The organism is Rhizobium sp. NLR16a (assembly GCF_017948245.1).
In the GTDB taxonomy this organism is placed as follows: Bacteria; Pseudomonadota; Alphaproteobacteria; order Rhizobiales; family Rhizobiaceae; genus Rhizobium.
On record NZ_CP072868.1, the window covers coordinates 213,986 to 230,128 of the forward strand.

The window sequence follows — 16,143 nt, forward strand, 5'->3', positions numbered from 1 at the left end:
CGGCTTCTACCGCTGTCCGCCGTCGGGCTCGAACGACGCCGCATGCGCCTCGACGATAGCGGCGGTGATGACCTTTCTCAGCTCATAGACCAGCGAGCGGGACCGTTTGCGGTCCAGATCCTGTGCCGCTTTTGCAAGACTAAGGCCTTCGTTGAGAACAATATGATGGGCCCGTGCCAGCGCCCAACTTTCAATATCAGCATTGATCATTCGATATCTCCGCCGGATCATCCGGCATCAAGGATATTCACGAATCATTTTACAGGACGCACTTAAGTGGAAAATAGAATCACAAGCAGAATATTTTGCAACTCGCCTAAATAGCGAATTTGAACTGTGAGCGGGAATTTAACCGCTTGCCCCATGTGGCGCCGCTTCCGAAAAGCCGCCATGCGGCCATCTGCCCGCATTCGCCTTGACTTTCCCGCCGCTTTCCTGTTTATCGCGCCCAATCCGCGACGAGCCACATGACTCCGAGCCGCCGACCGGGACTTCGAGATCCCGGAGGTCAACACCCGACAGCGCGATGCGCCCTCGGGTGCTTTTTGGCTTTGCGTCTTGTTTTCGTCAAGGAAAAGCACGACGTTTCCGGGCATATCGAACCCGCCCGAAACGTATCAAGGAAGAGCCGATGTTTGAAAACCTCCAGGACCGTCTTGGATCCATTCTGAATGGACTGACAGGCCGTGGCGCGCTTTCGGAAGCCGATGTTTCCGCAGCGCTGCGCGAGGTTCGCCGTGCGCTGCTGGAAGCCGACGTCGCGCTCGACGTCGTGCGCTCCTTCACCGACCGCGTGCGTGAAAAGGCCGTCGGCGCCGAGATCCTGAAGTCGATCAAACCCGGCCAGATGGTCGTCAAGATCGTCCATGACGAACTGATCGAGATGCTGGGTGGCGAAGGTGTGGGCATCGATCTGCATGCGCCGGCCCCCGTCGTGGTCATGATGGTCGGCCTGCAGGGCTCGGGCAAAACGACGACGACCGCCAAGATCGCCAATCGTCTGTCGACGCGCGACAAGAAAAAGGTGCTGATGGCATCGCTCGACACGCGCCGTCCCGCCGCGCAAGAGCAGCTTCGCCAGCTCGGCGCCCAGGCCAATATCGACACGTTGCCGATCATCGCAGGCCAGTCGCCGACCGATATCGCCGCCCGCGCCGTGCAGGCGGCCAAGCTCGGTGGCCACGACGTCGTCATCCTCGATACCGCCGGCCGCACCCATATCGACGAGCCCTTGATGGTCGAAATGGCCGACATCAAGAAAAAGTCGAACCCGCATGAAATCCTGCTGGTCGCCGATAGCCTCACCGGTCAGGACGCCGTCAATCTCGCCCGCAACTTCGACGAACGCGTCGGCATCACCGGCCTCGTGCTGACCCGCATGGACGGCGACGGCCGTGGCGGTGCTGCCCTTTCGATGCGCGCCGTCACCGGCAAGCCGATCAAGCTGATCGGCGTCGGCGAGAAGATGAGCGAGCTCGAGGAGTTCCATCCCCGCCGCATCGCCGACCGCATCCTCGGCATGGGCGACATCGTTTCGCTCGTCGAGCGCGCGGCCGAAAACATCGACGCCGAGAAGGCGGCCGCCATGGCCGCCAAGATGGCCAAGGGCAAGTTCGACCTCGACGATCTCGCCGATCAGCTGCGCCAGATGCAGAAGATGGGCGGCATGGGCGGCATCATGGGCATGATGCCCGGCATGGCCGGCATGAAGGACAAGATGGCCGCCGCCGGCCTCGACGATAAGCTTTTCGGCCGCCAGATCGCCATCATCCAATCGATGACCAAGGCCGAGCGCGCCAATCCCGACCTGCTCAAGCATTCGCGCAAGAAGCGCATCGCCGCCGGTTCCGGCACCGATGCCGCCGCCATCAACAAGCTTCTGAAGATGCACCGCCAGATGGCTGATATGATGAAGATGATGGGCGGCAAGGGCAAAGGCGGCCTGATGAAGCAGATGATGGGCGGCCTTGCCGGCAAGATGGGGCTTGGCGGCGGCCTGGGTGGCATGGGGGGCGGCATGCCCGATCTCTCGAATATCGATCCTCGCCAGCTCGAAGCCCTGCAGAAGCAGGCGGAAGCGGCGGGGCTTGGAAAGCCGGGTGGGGGTATGCCCGGTCTCGGCGGCCTGCCGGGTGGTTTGCCGGGCCTCGGCGGCGCCAAGCTGCCGGGTCTTGGCGGTGGTTTCCCGGGATTGCCCGGCTTGCCGAAGAAGAAGTGAAAGGATCGTTTGCCCCATGATTGATCCAGACGTCAAAGCCCAGCTCGCGAGCTATCGTCAGTCGATCGACAATATCGATGCCGCTCTCGTGCACATGCTGGCCGAACGCTTCCGCTGCACCAAAGAGGTCGGCGTGCTGAAGGCCAAATACAATCTGCCGCCGGCCGATCCGGCGCGCGAGGAATACCAGATCGAACGCCTTCGCCAGCTGGCGAAGGCCGCCAATCTGGATCCGGATTTCGCCGAGAAGTTCCTGAACTTCGTCATCAAGGAAGTCATCCGGCATCATGAGCAGATCGCTGCGGATCACGCTGAACAGAGCGCCGCAGCCCGATAACCCTGCCGCCCTACGAAGCGGTCAAGAACAGCCTAAGGAGTAAAGAACATGGCCCTGAAAATTCGTCTCGCCCGCGGTGGCTCCAAGAAGCGTCCCTATTACCACGTCGTGCTCGCCGATGCGCGCAGCCCGCGTGACGGCCGCTTCCTCGAAAACCTCGGCTCCTGGAACCCGATGCTTGCCAAGGACGATGAGAAGCGCGTTCAGCTGAACGCCGAGCGCATCAAGCACTGGCTCGACAACGGTGCCCAGCCGACCGACCGCGTTCTGCGCTTCCTCGACGAAGCCGGCGTTGCCAAGCGTGAAGCCAAGAACAACCCCGTCAAGGCGAAGCCGGGCAAGCGCGCCCAGGAACGTGCCGCCGAAAAGGCTCAGAAGGCCGCCGACGCCGCCGCTGCTGCCGCCGACGCTGCGGAATAATCGCAACCTTCCTTTCTTAGACGGGCGGCATGGCGACATGCCGCCCGTTTTCGTTTCCAATCGCCCGCACTTCGTTTATGAGAAACCTGTCTTTCGGCTTCACATGAAGGAACCCATGACAAAGCTTGAAAACCCGGTTTTGATGGCGACGATCGGTGGCGCGCAGGGCCTCAGGGGCGAGGTGCGCGCCAAGGCCTATACGGCCGATCCGACCGCGCTCGGCGATTACGGCCTTCTGCACAGCATGGACGGACGCAGCTTCGAAATCCTCGAGATCCGCGAGATGAAGAACGTCGTCGTCGTCCGCTTCCGTGGCATCAACGACCGCAACGCCGCCGAAGCGCTGAACGGACTTGAACTCTATATCGAGCGAGACAACCTGCCGGACGAGGAGCTCGAGGACGACGAATTTTACTATGCCGATCTCGAAGGGCTCGAAGCGCTTGATGACAAGGGCGTCAGCTACGGAACGGTCTCCGGCGTCTTCGATTTCGGCGCCGGCGATCTCCTGGAGCTCAAGGGCCCGGGCAAGCGCCCGGTTCTCATTCCCTTCTCGGAAGCCTCCGTACTGGAAATCGATCTCGAAGCCGGTACGCTGCTGATCGACCCGCTGGCGGCGGGACTGGTCGACGAACCCGAGCTTTCGCAGTTCACCGCCGGCAAGCCGAAAAAGAAGAAATAATGGCTTTCCGGGCACGCGTACTGACACTTTATCCGGAAATGTTTCCGGGACATCTTGGCTTCTCGCTTGCCGGCAAGGCGATGGAGCGGGGGCAATGGTCGCTGGATCTGGTGCAGATCCGCGATTTCGCCACCGACAGACACCGCACCGTCGACGACACCCCGGCCGGCGGCGGCGCCGGCATGGTGCTGAAGGCTGACGTTCTCGCCCGCGCGATCGACAGTGCCGGTGAAAATGATCCCCGGCCGCGCCTGCTGATGAGCCCGCGCGGCCGGCCGCTGACGCAGCAGCGCGTGCGTGAGCTTGCGACGGGTGACGGCGTCATCATCGTCTGCGGTCGCTTCGAGGGCGTCGACCAACGGGTGATCGAGGCGCGCGGACTGGAAGAGGTCTCGATCGGCGATTACGTGCTGTCGGGCGGCGAGCCGGCGGCGCTGATCCTGCTTGATGCGATCATCCGCATCCTGCCCGGCGTCATGGGCAACGATCTTTCCGGCTTGCACGAAAGCTTCGAGGGCGGGCTGCTGGAACATCCCCATTATACCCGGCCACAAGAGTGGGAAGGCCGGGAAATTCCCTCCGTCTTGACCTCCGGCAACCACGGTGCCATCGAGAAGTGGCGCCACCAGGAAGCGGTGCGGCTGACGCGGGAACGGCGGCCGGACCTGCTCGATCGCGCTAAAACCGAGAAAAACGGCTGATTTCGCCGTCCTTTTCACAAAAATGTCGTGTGAGGGATGACAAGCCCCGGCCTTTCGTGTAATGGCGCACGCGGAAATGGGGTTAGCCCCGTCTGCCAGCAAACAAAGAATGGCGAATCCGCTCCCGTCCGCAAGGGCAAACTCCGGAGGCATCGACCGAAGGACAGTGTGAGCGCTCTGGCTGTTTCAGAAGAACCAAAGGTTGAGACGATGAACATCATCCAGCAGCTCGAGGCCGAACAGGCCGCCAAGATCGAAGCCAAGCGCACCCTCCCCGAATTCTCCCCGGGCGACACCGTCCGCGTCAACGTCAAGGTCACGGAAGGCAACCGTACCCGCGTCCAGGCCTATGAAGGCGTTTGCATCGCCCGCTCCGGCGGCGGCCTGCAGGAAAACTTCACGGTTCGCAAGATCTCCTACGGCGAAGGCGTCGAGCGCGTATTCCCGGTCTACTCGCCGATGATCGAAAGCGTCGACGTCGTTCGCCGCGGTAAGGTCCGTCGCGCCAAGCTCTATTACCTCCGCGACCGTCGCGGCAAGTCGGCTCGTATCGTTGAAGACACCGGCGTTCGCGCCCGCAAGCTCAACGACGCCGAGCGCGCTGCTGTCGCCGAGGAAAAAGCCCGTATCGAAGCCGAGAAGGTTGCAGCCGCCCAGGCACTCGCCGCCGAAAAGGCAGCAGCAGAAGCTGCGGAAGCCAAGGCCGCTGCCGAAGCAGCTGCTGCGGCCGAAGCCGAGAAGGCCGCAGAATAAGATCTGCGCAAAATTCTGTTTCTGGAAAGGCGGTCTTCGGATCGCCTTTTCTATTTTTTGCGCTTGCGCATGACCGGCGGCCTTGCCTTCGGCAGGTCATCCGTGACAATTTTGCTGTTCAATTTTGGAGCCGTTCTATGCTGTTTCGTCGCACCGTTCTCGCAAGCTTCGCCGCCCTTGTGCTTGCACCTATAGCCGCATCGGCCGCCGAGCTGCCGGATCTCGGCGGCAAGAGCGTCATCGTCGTCACCGAGAATGCCTATCCGCCGCTGCAGTTCGTCGATCCGAAATCCGGCAAGGCGATCGGCTGGGAATATGATGCGATGAACGAGATCGCCAAGCGGCTGAACTTCAAGGTCGAATATCAGAACACCAGCTGGGACGCGATGATCCAGGCGGTTTCCGACGGCCAGTACAACATCGGCATGACCGGCATCACCATCAAGGACGACCGTAAGCAGAAGGTCGACTTCTCCGATCCCTATATGCGCTCGCAGCAATTCATGCTGGTACGCGGTGATGAGAAGCGCTTCGCCGACGCCAAGTCCTTCGGTGAATTCAAGGACGGCCTGATCGGCGCTCAGCCCGGCACCTCGCCTTTCTACACCGCCGTCTATGAGATCCTCGACGGCAACGAACAGAACCCGCGCATCAAGCTATTCGAAACCTTCGGTGCAACCGTGCAGGCCCTGAAGACCGGCGACGTCGATCTCGTCCTCACCGACAGCGTCGCCGCCAAGGGTTATGTCGATTCCTCGAACGGCGCCCTGAAGGTGGTTGGCGAACCGCTCGGCACCGAGGATTTCGGCTTCATCTTCCCGAAGGGCTCTGATCTCGTCGCCCCTGTCAATGCCGCCATCGCAGCGCTGAAAGCTGACGGCACCTTCGAGGCGCTGAACAAGAAGTGGTTCCTCGACTACAAAATGGGCGAATAATCCCCCGAGCAATGGCGCCACAACCATACCCGCGACAGGAGAAGGAAGACCGCCCTTGGTGGCTGGCCCTCCTTATCCTGATCGGCATCGTCCTCGCAGTCGTCATCGTCACCAACGATATTTATGCGCAGGTCTTCCAGACCGTGGTCAATGGCGCAGGCATTACCGTGTTCGTGACACTGGTCGCCTTCATGCTGGCGACAGTGCTTGGTCTCGGTATCTCGCTGCTTGGCCTGTCCGACAGCATCGTGCTGCGTCAGGTCGCCCGTTTCTACATCGAGATCATCCGCGGCATCCCGATCCTGGTGCTGCTCTTCTACATCGCCTTCGTCGGCGCACCCGGTTTCGTCGCGGCCTATAACTTCATGACCACACCCCTGGTGAAATCAGGCGTTACGGAACCGATTCTGGTGCGCGACCTGTCGCTGATGTGGCGCGCCATCATTGCGTTGATGATCGGCTATTCCTCCTTCATTGCCGAGATCTTCCGCGCCGGTTTCCAGTCCGTCGATATCGGTCAGATCGAGGCGGCTAAGTCGCTCGGCCTGTCGCGCTACCGCCGATTCCGGCTCGTTGTGTTCCCGCAGGCGATCCGGGTCATCCTCCCGCCGCTCTCCAACGATTTCGTCTCGATGGTGAAGGATTCGTCCCTCGTTTCGGTGCTCGGCGTGGCCGACATCACGCAGATGGGCAAGGTCTACGCCTCCGGCTCCTTCCGCTTCTTCGAGACCTACTCGATCGTCACCTATATCTACCTGATCCTGACGATCGGCCTGTCGCTTTTCCTGCGGCGGGTCGAGAAGAAGATGAAGCAGATGCCGCGGCGCTAGAGCACTTTGCCTCCATGCGGACGCGCCAAGGATGCGCTTCACGATTCGAATTGCCGTTTCGATCAAAAATCGCTATATCCAGCGCCATGGAATCCAAGTTCAGTTGCATTGGCGCGCATATTTTCGTGCTGCAGGATCATTATCGCCTGCCGGCGCGATTCTTCGCATGCGTCTCCGGTGCGCTCAACAGCCGACTTCGTTGATCGAATGACGGCCAGCGGAGCCTGATCCGCTTTTTCCGATTTTCCAAAGCTTCCAAAAACGGACTTACCGCCATGAGCGCACCGCGTACCCTCTACGACAAGATCTGGGACGACCACCTGGTCGACGAGCAGGCAGACGGCACCTGTCTTCTCTACATCGACCGCCATCTGGTCCATGAAGTCACCTCGCCGCAGGCTTTCGAAGGCCTGCGCATGTCCGGCCGCAAGGTTCGCGCCCCGGAAAAGACGCTCGCCGTTGTCGACCACAACGTTCCCACCTCGGCCGACCGCCATCTCGGCATCAAGAACGAGGAAAGCCGCATCCAGGTCGAGCAGCTCGCCAAGAACGCCGCCGAGTTCGACGTCGAATATTATTCCGAGAACGATAAGCGCCAGGGCATCGTCCACATCATCGGGCCGGAACAGGGCTTCACCCTGCCGGGCATGACGATCGTCTGCGGCGACAGCCACACCTCCACCCATGGCGCCTTCGGCTCGCTCGCCCACGGCATCGGCACGTCCGAGGTCGAGCACGTTCTCGCCACCCAGACGCTGATCCAGAAGAAGGCCAAGAACATGCTGGTGCAGGTCGACGGCCAGCTGCCGGCAGGCGTCACCGCCAAGGATATCGTTCTGGCCATCATCGGCGAGATCGGCACCGCTGGCGGCACCGGCTACGTCATCGAATATGCCGGCGAAGCGATCCGTTCGCTGTCGATGGAAGGCCGCATGACGATCTGCAACATGTCGATCGAAGGCGGCGCCCGCGCCGGCCTCATTGCCCCTGACGAAATCACCTTCGAATATATCAAGGGCAAGCCGCGCGCGCCGAAGGGCGAAGCGCTGGAACAGGCGATCGCCTATTGGAAGACGCTGAAATCAGACGAAGGCGCTCATTTCGACCGAATCGTCAAGCTGAACGCCGCCGAACTGCCGCCGATCGTCTCCTGGGGTTCTTCTCCTGAGGATGTCGTCTCCGTCCAGGGCATCGTGCCGAACCCGGATGAAATCCAGGACGAAACCAAGCGTGCCTCCAAGTGGCGTGCGCTTGACTATATGGGCCTGAAGCCGGGCACGAAGATGACCGACATCGCTGTCGATCGCGTCTTCATCGGCTCGTGCACCAACGGCCGCATCGAAGACCTGCGCGCCGCTGCCAAGGTCGTCGAGGGCAAGACCGTCGCCTCGACCGTCAACGCGATGATCGTTCCGGGCTCCGGCCTCGTCAAGGAACAGGCGGAAGCCGAAGGCCTCGACAAGATCTTCAAGGCCGCCGGCTTTGACTGGCGCGAGCCGGGCTGCTCCATGTGCCTTGCCATGAACGACGACCGGCTGAAGCCGGGCGAGCGTTGCGCCTCGACGTCGAACCGCAATTTCGAAGGCCGTCAGGGCTTCAAGGGCCGCACGCATCTCGTCTCGCCGGCCATGGCAGCCGCCGCCGCGATCGCCGGGCACTTCGTCGATATCCGCGAATGGAACTGACCCGCCGGGCGGAATGAAAGATAAAGCCGCCCGGTGCGTCTCAGCGCATCGGGCGGCTTCTTATATGGCGCTGTCGGCAGCCGATCGACGGTATTCAGCAACGGCGATCAGAAAGCCGCTGTCATCGGATCCGGCCCCATGCGGGCGCCGGCGCTGTCGAGTTTGGCGATCGCCGCCATGTCGTCGGCATCGAGCTTGAAATCGAACACCTGGAAGTTTTCTTCGATGCGCGACGGCGTCACCGATTTCGGGATGACGACGAGACCGGTATCGATATGCCAGCGGATGATGACCTGGGCCGGCGTCTTCCCATGCTTGTTGGCGATCTCGCCGATGACCTTGTTCGAGATGAATTTGCCTTGGCCGAGCGGGCTCCAGGATTCGGTGGCGATATTCAGTTTCTTGTGAGCCTCCTGCGCCGCCTTCTGCTGGAAGTCGGGGTGCAGCTCGATCTGATTGATGACCGGAACGACGCCGGTCTCGCCGATGATGCGCTCGAGATGTTCGGGATAGAAATTCGACACGCCGATCGAGCGGGCGCGGCCCTCTTCGCGGATGCGCACGAATGCCTTCCAGGTCTCGGTGTAGAGGCCGCGATGCGGCGACGGCCAGTGAATGAGATAGAGGTCGACATAGTCGGAGCCAAGTTTCTTGAGACTGCCGTCGAAGGCCCGCAACGCATTGTCGTAGCCCTGGTCGGTATTCCTGAGCTTGGTGGTGACGAAGATATCCTTGCGGTCGAGGCCCGACGAGCGGATACCTTCGCCCACACCCTCTTCATTATCGTAACCCGAAGCCGTATCGATATGCCGATAGCCTGCGGCAATGGCAGTGCGTACCGTCGGCGCGGCAATCTCCTGCGGCGTCTGCCACACGCCGAGACCGACCTGGGGAATGGAATGTCCGTCATGGAAAGTGATGATGGGTTGAGCGGTCACAATATATCTCCGCGAGTTTGAAGAATTGGACGAGGCATGGATTGCGCCCGCACCTGCGGACGTCCCGGAACGCATTTCAGCCGGAGCGTCCGGTCACCGGAACCATATAGGTGGCGGCAGCTTGAAGACAATCAGAGGACCCGGACAATCGTTCCCTTTCGAAGGTGGGGCAGAAGGCGGCGCATGTCACGCAGGCTTACGGCCACGCAGCCGGCCGTCGGCTCGTAGCCCGGCCTGATGAGATGGAAGAAGATCGCCGAACCGCGATGGCGCGCCCGCGAGGAAATGTTCCAGTCCATGACAAGGCAGATATCGTAGAGACCGTCGCTGCGCCGCATCTCCTCATGACTTGCCCCGAATGGCGCCCGCACGAGGCGGTTGTAGTTGGCGTTGCCGGGCTGGTCGCACCAGAGCATGTCTGCGCGGATGCGGCGAATGGGAAGCGAGGTGATGAGTTGACCGTTTTGTTCACCGCGCCGGAAACCGGAAATCAGCCGCATCGCCGCGATTGGCGTGGCGCCGTCGCCCTCGCGTTTCAGGATGGTACGGCCCGATCGGCCGATTGCGGCAGGGACGGTGATTGCGCCGAACCGAACGATGGCGCGGCTCTTCTTCCCTGGAGCGGGCCGCACCATGACCGTTGATGGCCGCATGCCCCGGCTCCGCCTTGCTTTTTCCATTTTTCTCGCATGTCTTGCATTGCCTGGTGCCTTGATTGAAATCATATGAAAAGCTGCGCGGCAACAGCCCCGCCGGCCGATCCTTGCCAAAGCTGCAATTTGGCGTAGGACTAGGGGACTTAACTTTGAGGATGCAACGGCATGACCGCACGCACCATTCTTCTGGTGGATGACGACGAGGACCTTCGTCAGACCTTGACGGAGCAATTGTCGCTTTATGAGGAATTCACGGTTCTGCAGGAAGCCAGCGCCGGCAAAGGTGTTGCGACCGCCCGTTCGACGCCGGTCGACCTCTTGATCATGGATGTCGGCCTGCCCGACATGGACGGCCGCGAAGCGGTGAAGCTCTTGCGCAAGGGCGGCTTCAAGGCGCCGATCATCATGCTGACCGGCCACGATACCGATTCGGACACGATCCTCGGCCTCGAAGCCGGCGCCAACGACTACGTCACCAAGCCCTTCCGCTTCGCTGTGCTGCTCGCGCGCATCCGTGTACAATTGCGCCAGCACGAGCAGAGCGAGGACGCGACCTTCACCGTCGGCCCCTATCTCTTCAAGCCGAGTCAGAAACTGCTTACCACCGACAACGGACAGAAGATCCGCCTGACGGAAAAGGAAGCGGCGATCATCCGCTATCTCTACCGTGCCGAGCAGAAGGTCGTCACCCGCGACGTGCTTCTTGAAGAGGTCTGGGGCTATAACTCAGGTGTAACGACGCACACGCTGGAAACCCACGTCTACCGGCTGCGCCAGAAGATCGAGCGCGATCCCTCCAACGCCGAAATTCTGGTGACGGAAAACGGCGGCTACAAGATCATACCCTAGAGCATTCCGTTTCCCCAAATCACGGAGATGCTCTATCTCTTTGTTTTCACGCAATTCCCGGCAAGAGCGTTTCACGCTTTGCTTGGCAAATCCGCCAGGCACTTTTGCCGGAGTTGCTCTAAGGCGAAAAGCCGGCATGGCGCTGACCGACGACATTCATCTGCTTTCCCAGCTTCCGCTGTTCAAGGACATGAGCGAGGACCAGCTGCGGCTGATCGCCTTCGGCGCCGACCGGCGCATGATCGCCGCCGGCCAGATGCTGTTCCGCCAGGGCTCGCCGGCCGAAAGCGCTTATGTCGTCTTGAGCGGCAGCCTCGAACTCAGCACGATGAGCAGCGACGGCATGCAGCGGGCGGAGGCGGTCGCCGGGCAGGGAACACTGATTTCCGAACTGGCGCTGGTCACCCTGGTGGAGCGCAAGTTCACTGCAATCGCACGCGAGGACACGAGCATCATCCGCATCACTCGCGCCCTCTTCCATCGACTGCTCGAGGAATATCCCGATGCGGCCCGTCTGATCGAAAACCGCATCCGCGACAACCTCGCCGAACTTGCAGCCAAGGCGGCAAGCCAGTTCCATCGATTCAGCTGAACCTTGTCAGAAGTCGAAATGCGCTGTCACCGGCACATGGTCCGACGGCCGATCCCAGCCGCGCGCCTCCTTCAGGATCTCGATCCGCTGGAGATGCGGCCCGAGATCCGATGACGACCAGATATGGTCGAGCCGGCGGCCGCGATCGGCCGCCTCCCAGTCCTTGGCGCGGTAGCTCCACCAGGTATAAAGCTTCTCGCTTGCCGGCACGTGCTGGCGCATGAGATCGAGCCAAGCGCCGCGCTTCATCACCTCGAGCAGCCCGTCGGTTTCGACGGGCGTATGGCTGACGATTTTCAGCAGTTGCTTGTGCGACCAGACATCGTGCTCCAGCGGAGCGATGTTGAGGTCACCGACCAGGATGGCGGAGGTGTTAGCCTCGCCATTCGCTTTCAAGAGCTTCATCTCCTCGATGAAATCGAGCTTGTGGCCGAATTTCGGATTGATCATGCGATCGGGCTCGTCGCCGCCGGCCGGGACGTAAAAATTGTGCAGCCGGACACGGCGGTTGCCGCGCTCGAACACCGCCGATATGTGGCGGGCATCGCCGACGCCGCAATAATCCTGCCGGTGATCCTCCGTCAGCGGAATGCGCGAGGCGATTGCGACCCCGTGATACCCCTTCTGGCCGTGCATGATGATGTGATCGTAGCCCATCGCCCGCAAAGGTGCTGCCGGGAAGAGCTCGTTCGGCACCTTGGTCTCCTGCAGGCAGAGAATGTCAGGCCTCTGTTTGAGCACGAGCTGCTCCACGATCGGCATGCGCAGACGTACCGAATTGATGTTCCAGGTGGTGATCGCAAAGCCCATGCCCCATGCCCTCTCGCGTCAACTTCGCATGCCAGTCGAACCACAGAACTGTGGCTCGACGCGACGCACTTTCATGAAAGGGCTTTAAAACAAAGGCGGGCAGGAAGAAACCGGCAGCGTGCAAAAGCCCCAGTCGATCAACCGAAAACCCTCAGTCTCGAGAAGCTGCCGTGCCCGGAATGCTCTCATAGGGCACCCGGAAGACCCGGTCGTCGAACTGCACACCCGTCTTGACGTTGAAGATCATCACCGACGTATCCTTGCCCTGGTTGTCGGTGATCGTCCACTGGCGCAGATCATAGGTCTTCGGATCGAACATCATGGTGATCGTCGAGTTTCCGAACACGGTATTGTTGCCGAGCGCGATCGTCGTCAGGTCCGACTCCTCCTTCACACCCTTCACCATGCCGGCCGAAAGGTCGATATGTTGCGCCAGGAGCAGGCTGAGCGGAGTCTTCGAGAGCGGATAGAGATCCCAGGTCTTGAGCTTAGTATTGCCGATGGCGACGTTCTTGCCGTCGGCGATCACCCGCATTGGCGACGGATCGTCATAGTTGAAGCGCAGCTTGCCGGGACGCTGGATGAAGAACTTGCCGCCGGTCTGCTCGCCGCGCGGACCGAACTGGACGAATTCGCCCTGCATCGTCGTGACGCCGGAGAAATGATCGGCGATTGCCTGCGCGGTGCCGGAAGCGGGCGCTGCCGCTTGTGCGATGGCGCTGAGAGGGACGGCGCTCGCCACAGCAGCGACGGCGAAAGCGCCGAGAAGATCGCGGCGCGTCATCGCCAAGCCGGAGAGGAAGGAATCGGAGTTACGCATCTAAATCTCCTTAATGCGATCTGCATGCCGCCGAAAGGCGGCGTCTTCAAGGCGTTGCGATCGGCGCGCGAAAAGCAGCGACATCGATGCCACCGCGTTTCCGCCAAAAGGGCCTCATCAGAAATATATGGCGCTTGTCTCAGCGGTCGAGGATGTCGCCCTCGGTCGGAACGAGGATTTCTCGTTTGCCGGCGTGGTTGGCCGGCCCGATGATGCCTTCCTTCTCCATGCGCTCGATCAGCGACGCAGCGCGGTTGTAGCCGATACCAAGCCGGCGTTGAACGTAAGAAGTCGAAGCCTTGCCGTCGCGCAGCACGATGGCGACGGCCTGATCGTAGGGATCTTCCGAATCCGAAAGGTTCGACGTGCCGGCCGGACCGCCGCCGCCGTAATCGCCGTCCTCTTCGTCATCGGCGGTGATCGCATCGAGATATTGCGGCGAGCCCTGCGTCTTCAGGTAGGAGACGATCTCTTCCACCTCGACATCCGAAACGAACGGGCCGTGGACGCGCTGGATGCGCCCTCCGCCCGCCATATAGAGCATGTCGCCCATGCCGAGCAGCTGTTCGGCACCCTGTTCGCCAAGAATTGTGCGGCTGTCGATCTTCGAGGTGACCTGGAATGAGATGCGGGTCGGAAAGTTCGCCTTGATCGTGCCGGTAATGACGTCGACCGATGGACGCTGGGTCGCCATGATCACGTGGATGCCGGCCGCACGCGCCATCTGCGCCAGGCGCTGGACCGCCCCTTCGATGTCCTTGCCGGCGACCATCATCAGATCGGCCATCTCGTCGATGATGACCACGATATAGGGCATCGGCTTGAGGTCGAATTCCTCGGTCTCGTACATGGCCTCGCCGGTATTGCGGTCGAAGCCGGTCTGCACCGTGCGGGAGATAACCTCGCCCTTCGACAGCGCCTGTTCGACGCGCGTGTTGAAGCCGTCGATGTTGCGCACGCCGATCTTCGACATCTTCTTGTAGCGTTCTTCCATCTCGCGCACGGTCCATTTGAGCGCGACGACGGCCTTCTTCGGATCGGTGACAACAGGCGAAAGCAGATGCGGAATGCCGTCATAGACGGAGAGTTCGAGCATCTTCGGGTCGATCATGATCAGCCGGCACTGTTCCGGCGTCATGCGGTAGAGCAGCGACAGGATCATCGTGTTGATAGCGACCGATTTGCCCGAACCGGTGGTGCCGGCGACGAGCAGATGCGGCATCTTGGCGAGGTCGGCGATGACGGCTTCTCCGCCGATCGTCTTGCCGAGCGCCATGGCGAGCTTGGCCTTGCTGCCGTCGAAATCGCGGGAGGCGATCAATTCGCGGAGATAGACGGTCTCGCGCGTCTGGTTCGGCAATTCGATACCGATCGCATTGCGGCCCGGCACGACGGCGACGCGGGCGGCAATGGCGCTCATCGAGCGGGCGATGTCGTCGGCGAGGCCGATGACGCGCGACGATTTGATGCCGGGCGCCGGCTCCAGTTCGTACAGCGTGACGACCGGGCCTGGGCGGACGTGAATGATCTCGCCCTTGACGCCGAAATCCTCCAGCACACCCTCGAGCATGCGGGCATTCTGCTCCAGCGCATCGGCCGACAGTGTCGAATCGCGCACCACGTTCCTGGGCTCGGCGAGCAAATGCATCGAGGGAAGCTGGAAACCCTCGGGACGAATGAACGAACCCTGCGCTTCCCGTTCGACCCGGGCACCGGGCTTCGGACGCGTGATCGCCGGGACGACGCGTGGTTCCGGCTTGGCGGCGGCTTTTGCCGGCGCGCGGATCGTCCAGTCGTCATCATCGTCGTCGGGCAGAATGTCGGCCGGACGCGGCGGCATGTCGGTATCGAAGGGCGGATCGTCGTCCTCATCCTCGTCGTCGATGGAAAGCGACGGCGCGGCGACGACGCGGCGGGGCGAAGCCGAGCGCGGCTCCATCGATGGCTCCAGGCGCTCGCTGCGGACGGCCGGCGCTTTGGGGCGGACCGGTTCGTTCAGTGTGCCGAATTCATCGTCGTTGAAATCATAAGGCGACTCGAAATCGCCCTGGCGCCGCTGGCGCGGTCCTATGCCGAAGAGCCGGCGCAGTCGGCCCTGGCTCATGAACCATGCATGCGTCATGGCGCCGCTGAACGCAACCCAGCGCGATTCGTCCTCTTCCTCGTCCTCGTCTCCGACCACCCGCGCCTTGCTTGTTGTCTCGACGTAATCGTCCTCGGTTTCGTCATCGGCGCTGCGGCCGACGAGGCCTGATGCGAAGAGCATCATCCAGGCCGTCGGTACAGCAAAAATGCAGCCGACGACCATGGCGAAGGTGCCGGTTGGATAAGCGCCGACGAAGAGTGCGGGAAAGCGCAGGATCATATCGCCGATGACGCCGCCGATGCCGTTCGGGATCGGCCAGGTGAGCGGCGGCGGAAAACAGCCGATGACGGCGGACGAAAGCACCGAGCCGGCAAGCCAGGCGCCGATGCGGACGGGAATGCGGTCGAAGCGACGACCGGAGATCATCGTCAGCGCCCAGGCAACGATCGGCAGCATCGCCACGACACTGGCAAGCCCCAGAAACTGCATGACGATATCGGCAAAGGCGGCACCGCTGTAGCCGAGAACATTCGTCGGCAGGTTGGCGGTGGCGTAGGAATAGCTCGGATCGGCGACATTCCATGTCGCCAGCGCCGCAACTGAGAAAGCCAGCAGCAGAAAGATCGCAAAGCCGATGAGTGCCTGGATCTGCCGCAGCATGAATGCCGAGAAGGAGAACCGATCCGGACGGCCATCCATTGCCGGCGACGTGCTTCTTGCCATGTGTCTAACCCGTCCAATGCCTGAGGGCAGGCGAATCGCCGAAGCCTCGCCATGCCAAATGCGTCCGCTCTACCTAACCAGAGCGGGGTTAAAGTGATGTTAACCATG

Annotated in this window: 17 protein-coding genes; 11 read left to right on the forward strand and 6 right to left on the reverse strand. The window is 61.5% G+C overall.

What is annotated here, in order from left to right:
• Positions 1 to 6: 6 nt before the first annotated feature.
• Positions 7 to 231 (reverse strand): hypothetical protein, encoded by a 225-nt coding sequence (locus J7U39_RS25790; protein ID WP_042119085.1) that lies wholly within the window; start codon positions 229 to 231, stop codon positions 7 to 9.
• Positions 232 to 631: 400 nt separating this feature from the next.
• On the opposite strand from J7U39_RS25790, the gene ffh reads away from it, so the two are divergent.
• From ffh to leuC, 9 genes are all read left to right on the forward strand, one after another.
• Positions 632 to 2,218, forward strand: coding sequence for a signal recognition particle protein (gene ffh, locus J7U39_RS25795; protein WP_210633015.1), 1,587 nt, complete (start codon positions 632 to 634; stop codon positions 2,216 to 2,218).
• Positions 2,219 to 2,234: 16 nt separating this feature from the next.
• Positions 2,235 to 2,555: a chorismate mutase gene (locus tag J7U39_RS25800; RefSeq protein WP_011427149.1), complete on the forward strand. Its 321-nt coding sequence runs from the start codon at positions 2,235 to 2,237 to the stop codon at positions 2,553 to 2,555.
• A 48-nt stretch (positions 2,556 to 2,603) separates the two neighbouring features.
• Positions 2,604 to 2,975 (forward strand): 30S ribosomal protein S16, encoded by a 372-nt coding sequence (gene rpsP / locus J7U39_RS25805; protein WP_037116834.1) that lies wholly within the window; start codon positions 2,604 to 2,606, stop codon positions 2,973 to 2,975.
• A 115-nt stretch (positions 2,976 to 3,090) separates the two neighbouring features.
• On the forward strand, positions 3,091 to 3,657 hold the full coding sequence (rimM, locus tag J7U39_RS25810) for a ribosome maturation factor RimM (protein ID WP_210633016.1): 567 nt from the start codon (positions 3,091 to 3,093) through the stop codon (positions 3,655 to 3,657).
• Positions 3,657 to 4,358 (forward strand): tRNA (guanosine(37)-N1)-methyltransferase TrmD, encoded by a 702-nt coding sequence (gene trmD, locus J7U39_RS25815; RefSeq protein WP_210633017.1) that lies wholly within the window; start codon positions 3,657 to 3,659, stop codon positions 4,356 to 4,358. Before rimM ends, trmD begins: the two co-directional genes overlap by 1 nt.
• A gap of 210 nt (positions 4,359 to 4,568) precedes the next feature.
• Entirely contained in the window at positions 4,569 to 5,111 is a 543-nt protein-coding gene (rplS, locus tag J7U39_RS25820; protein ID WP_064805537.1) for a 50S ribosomal protein L19, read from the forward strand.
• A gap of 137 nt (positions 5,112 to 5,248) precedes the next feature.
• Positions 5,249 to 6,046 (forward strand): basic amino acid ABC transporter substrate-binding protein, encoded by a 798-nt coding sequence (locus tag J7U39_RS25825; RefSeq protein ID WP_210633018.1) that lies wholly within the window; start codon positions 5,249 to 5,251, stop codon positions 6,044 to 6,046.
• A gap of 11 nt (positions 6,047 to 6,057) precedes the next feature.
• Positions 6,058 to 6,876, forward strand: coding sequence for an amino acid ABC transporter permease (locus J7U39_RS25830; RefSeq protein ID WP_210633019.1), 819 nt, complete (start codon positions 6,058 to 6,060; stop codon positions 6,874 to 6,876).
• A gap of 275 nt (positions 6,877 to 7,151) precedes the next feature.
• Positions 7,152 to 8,561 carry a 3-isopropylmalate dehydratase large subunit gene (gene leuC, locus J7U39_RS25835; RefSeq protein WP_210633020.1) on the forward strand — a complete coding sequence of 470 codons (1,410 nt, stop codon included), beginning with the start codon at positions 7,152 to 7,154 and terminating at the stop codon, positions 8,559 to 8,561.
• 107 nt (positions 8,562 to 8,668) lie between these two features.
• Here leuC and J7U39_RS25840 read toward each other — a convergent pair whose 3' ends face one another.
• Together J7U39_RS25840 and J7U39_RS25845 are read right to left on the reverse strand one after the other, a co-directional pair.
• The gene (locus J7U39_RS25840; RefSeq protein WP_210633021.1) at positions 8,669 to 9,499 is read right to left on the reverse strand and encodes an aldo/keto reductase; all 831 of its coding nucleotides are present in this window, start codon (positions 9,497 to 9,499) and stop codon (positions 8,669 to 8,671) included.
• 131 nt (positions 9,500 to 9,630) lie between these two features.
• Positions 9,631 to 10,152, reverse strand: coding sequence for a L,D-transpeptidase (locus J7U39_RS25845; protein ID WP_210633022.1), 522 nt, complete (start codon positions 10,150 to 10,152; stop codon positions 9,631 to 9,633).
• Positions 10,153 to 10,320: 168 nt separating this feature from the next.
• Between J7U39_RS25845 and J7U39_RS25850 the strand changes: the two genes are divergently transcribed.
• Both J7U39_RS25850 and J7U39_RS25855 read left to right on the forward strand, forming a co-directional pair.
• The gene (locus J7U39_RS25850; RefSeq protein ID WP_210633023.1) at positions 10,321 to 11,004 is read left to right on the forward strand and encodes a response regulator transcription factor; all 684 of its coding nucleotides are present in this window, start codon (positions 10,321 to 10,323) and stop codon (positions 11,002 to 11,004) included.
• 136 nt (positions 11,005 to 11,140) lie between these two features.
• Positions 11,141 to 11,596, forward strand: a complete 456-nt coding sequence (locus J7U39_RS25855; protein WP_210633024.1) for a cyclic nucleotide-binding domain-containing protein — start codon at positions 11,141 to 11,143, stop codon at positions 11,594 to 11,596.
• A gap of 6 nt (positions 11,597 to 11,602) precedes the next feature.
• On the opposite strand, the gene J7U39_RS25860 is transcribed toward J7U39_RS25855, so the two are convergent.
• The 3 genes from J7U39_RS25860 to J7U39_RS25870 all read right to left on the reverse strand — a co-directional run bounded on the left by J7U39_RS25860 (position 11,603) and on the right by J7U39_RS25870 (position 16,035).
• Entirely contained in the window at positions 11,603 to 12,406 is an 804-nt protein-coding gene (locus J7U39_RS25860) for an exodeoxyribonuclease III (RefSeq protein ID WP_210633025.1), read from the reverse strand.
• Between the two features lie 151 nt (positions 12,407 to 12,557).
• On the reverse strand, positions 12,558 to 13,226 hold the full coding sequence (locus tag J7U39_RS25865) for an outer membrane lipoprotein carrier protein LolA (RefSeq protein ID WP_210633026.1): 669 nt from the start codon (positions 13,224 to 13,226) through the stop codon (positions 12,558 to 12,560).
• A 139-nt stretch (positions 13,227 to 13,365) separates the two neighbouring features.
• On the reverse strand, positions 13,366 to 16,035 hold the full coding sequence (locus tag J7U39_RS25870; RefSeq protein ID WP_210633027.1) for a DNA translocase FtsK: 2,670 nt from the start codon (positions 16,033 to 16,035) through the stop codon (positions 13,366 to 13,368).
• Positions 16,036 to 16,143: the final 108 nt, after the last annotated feature.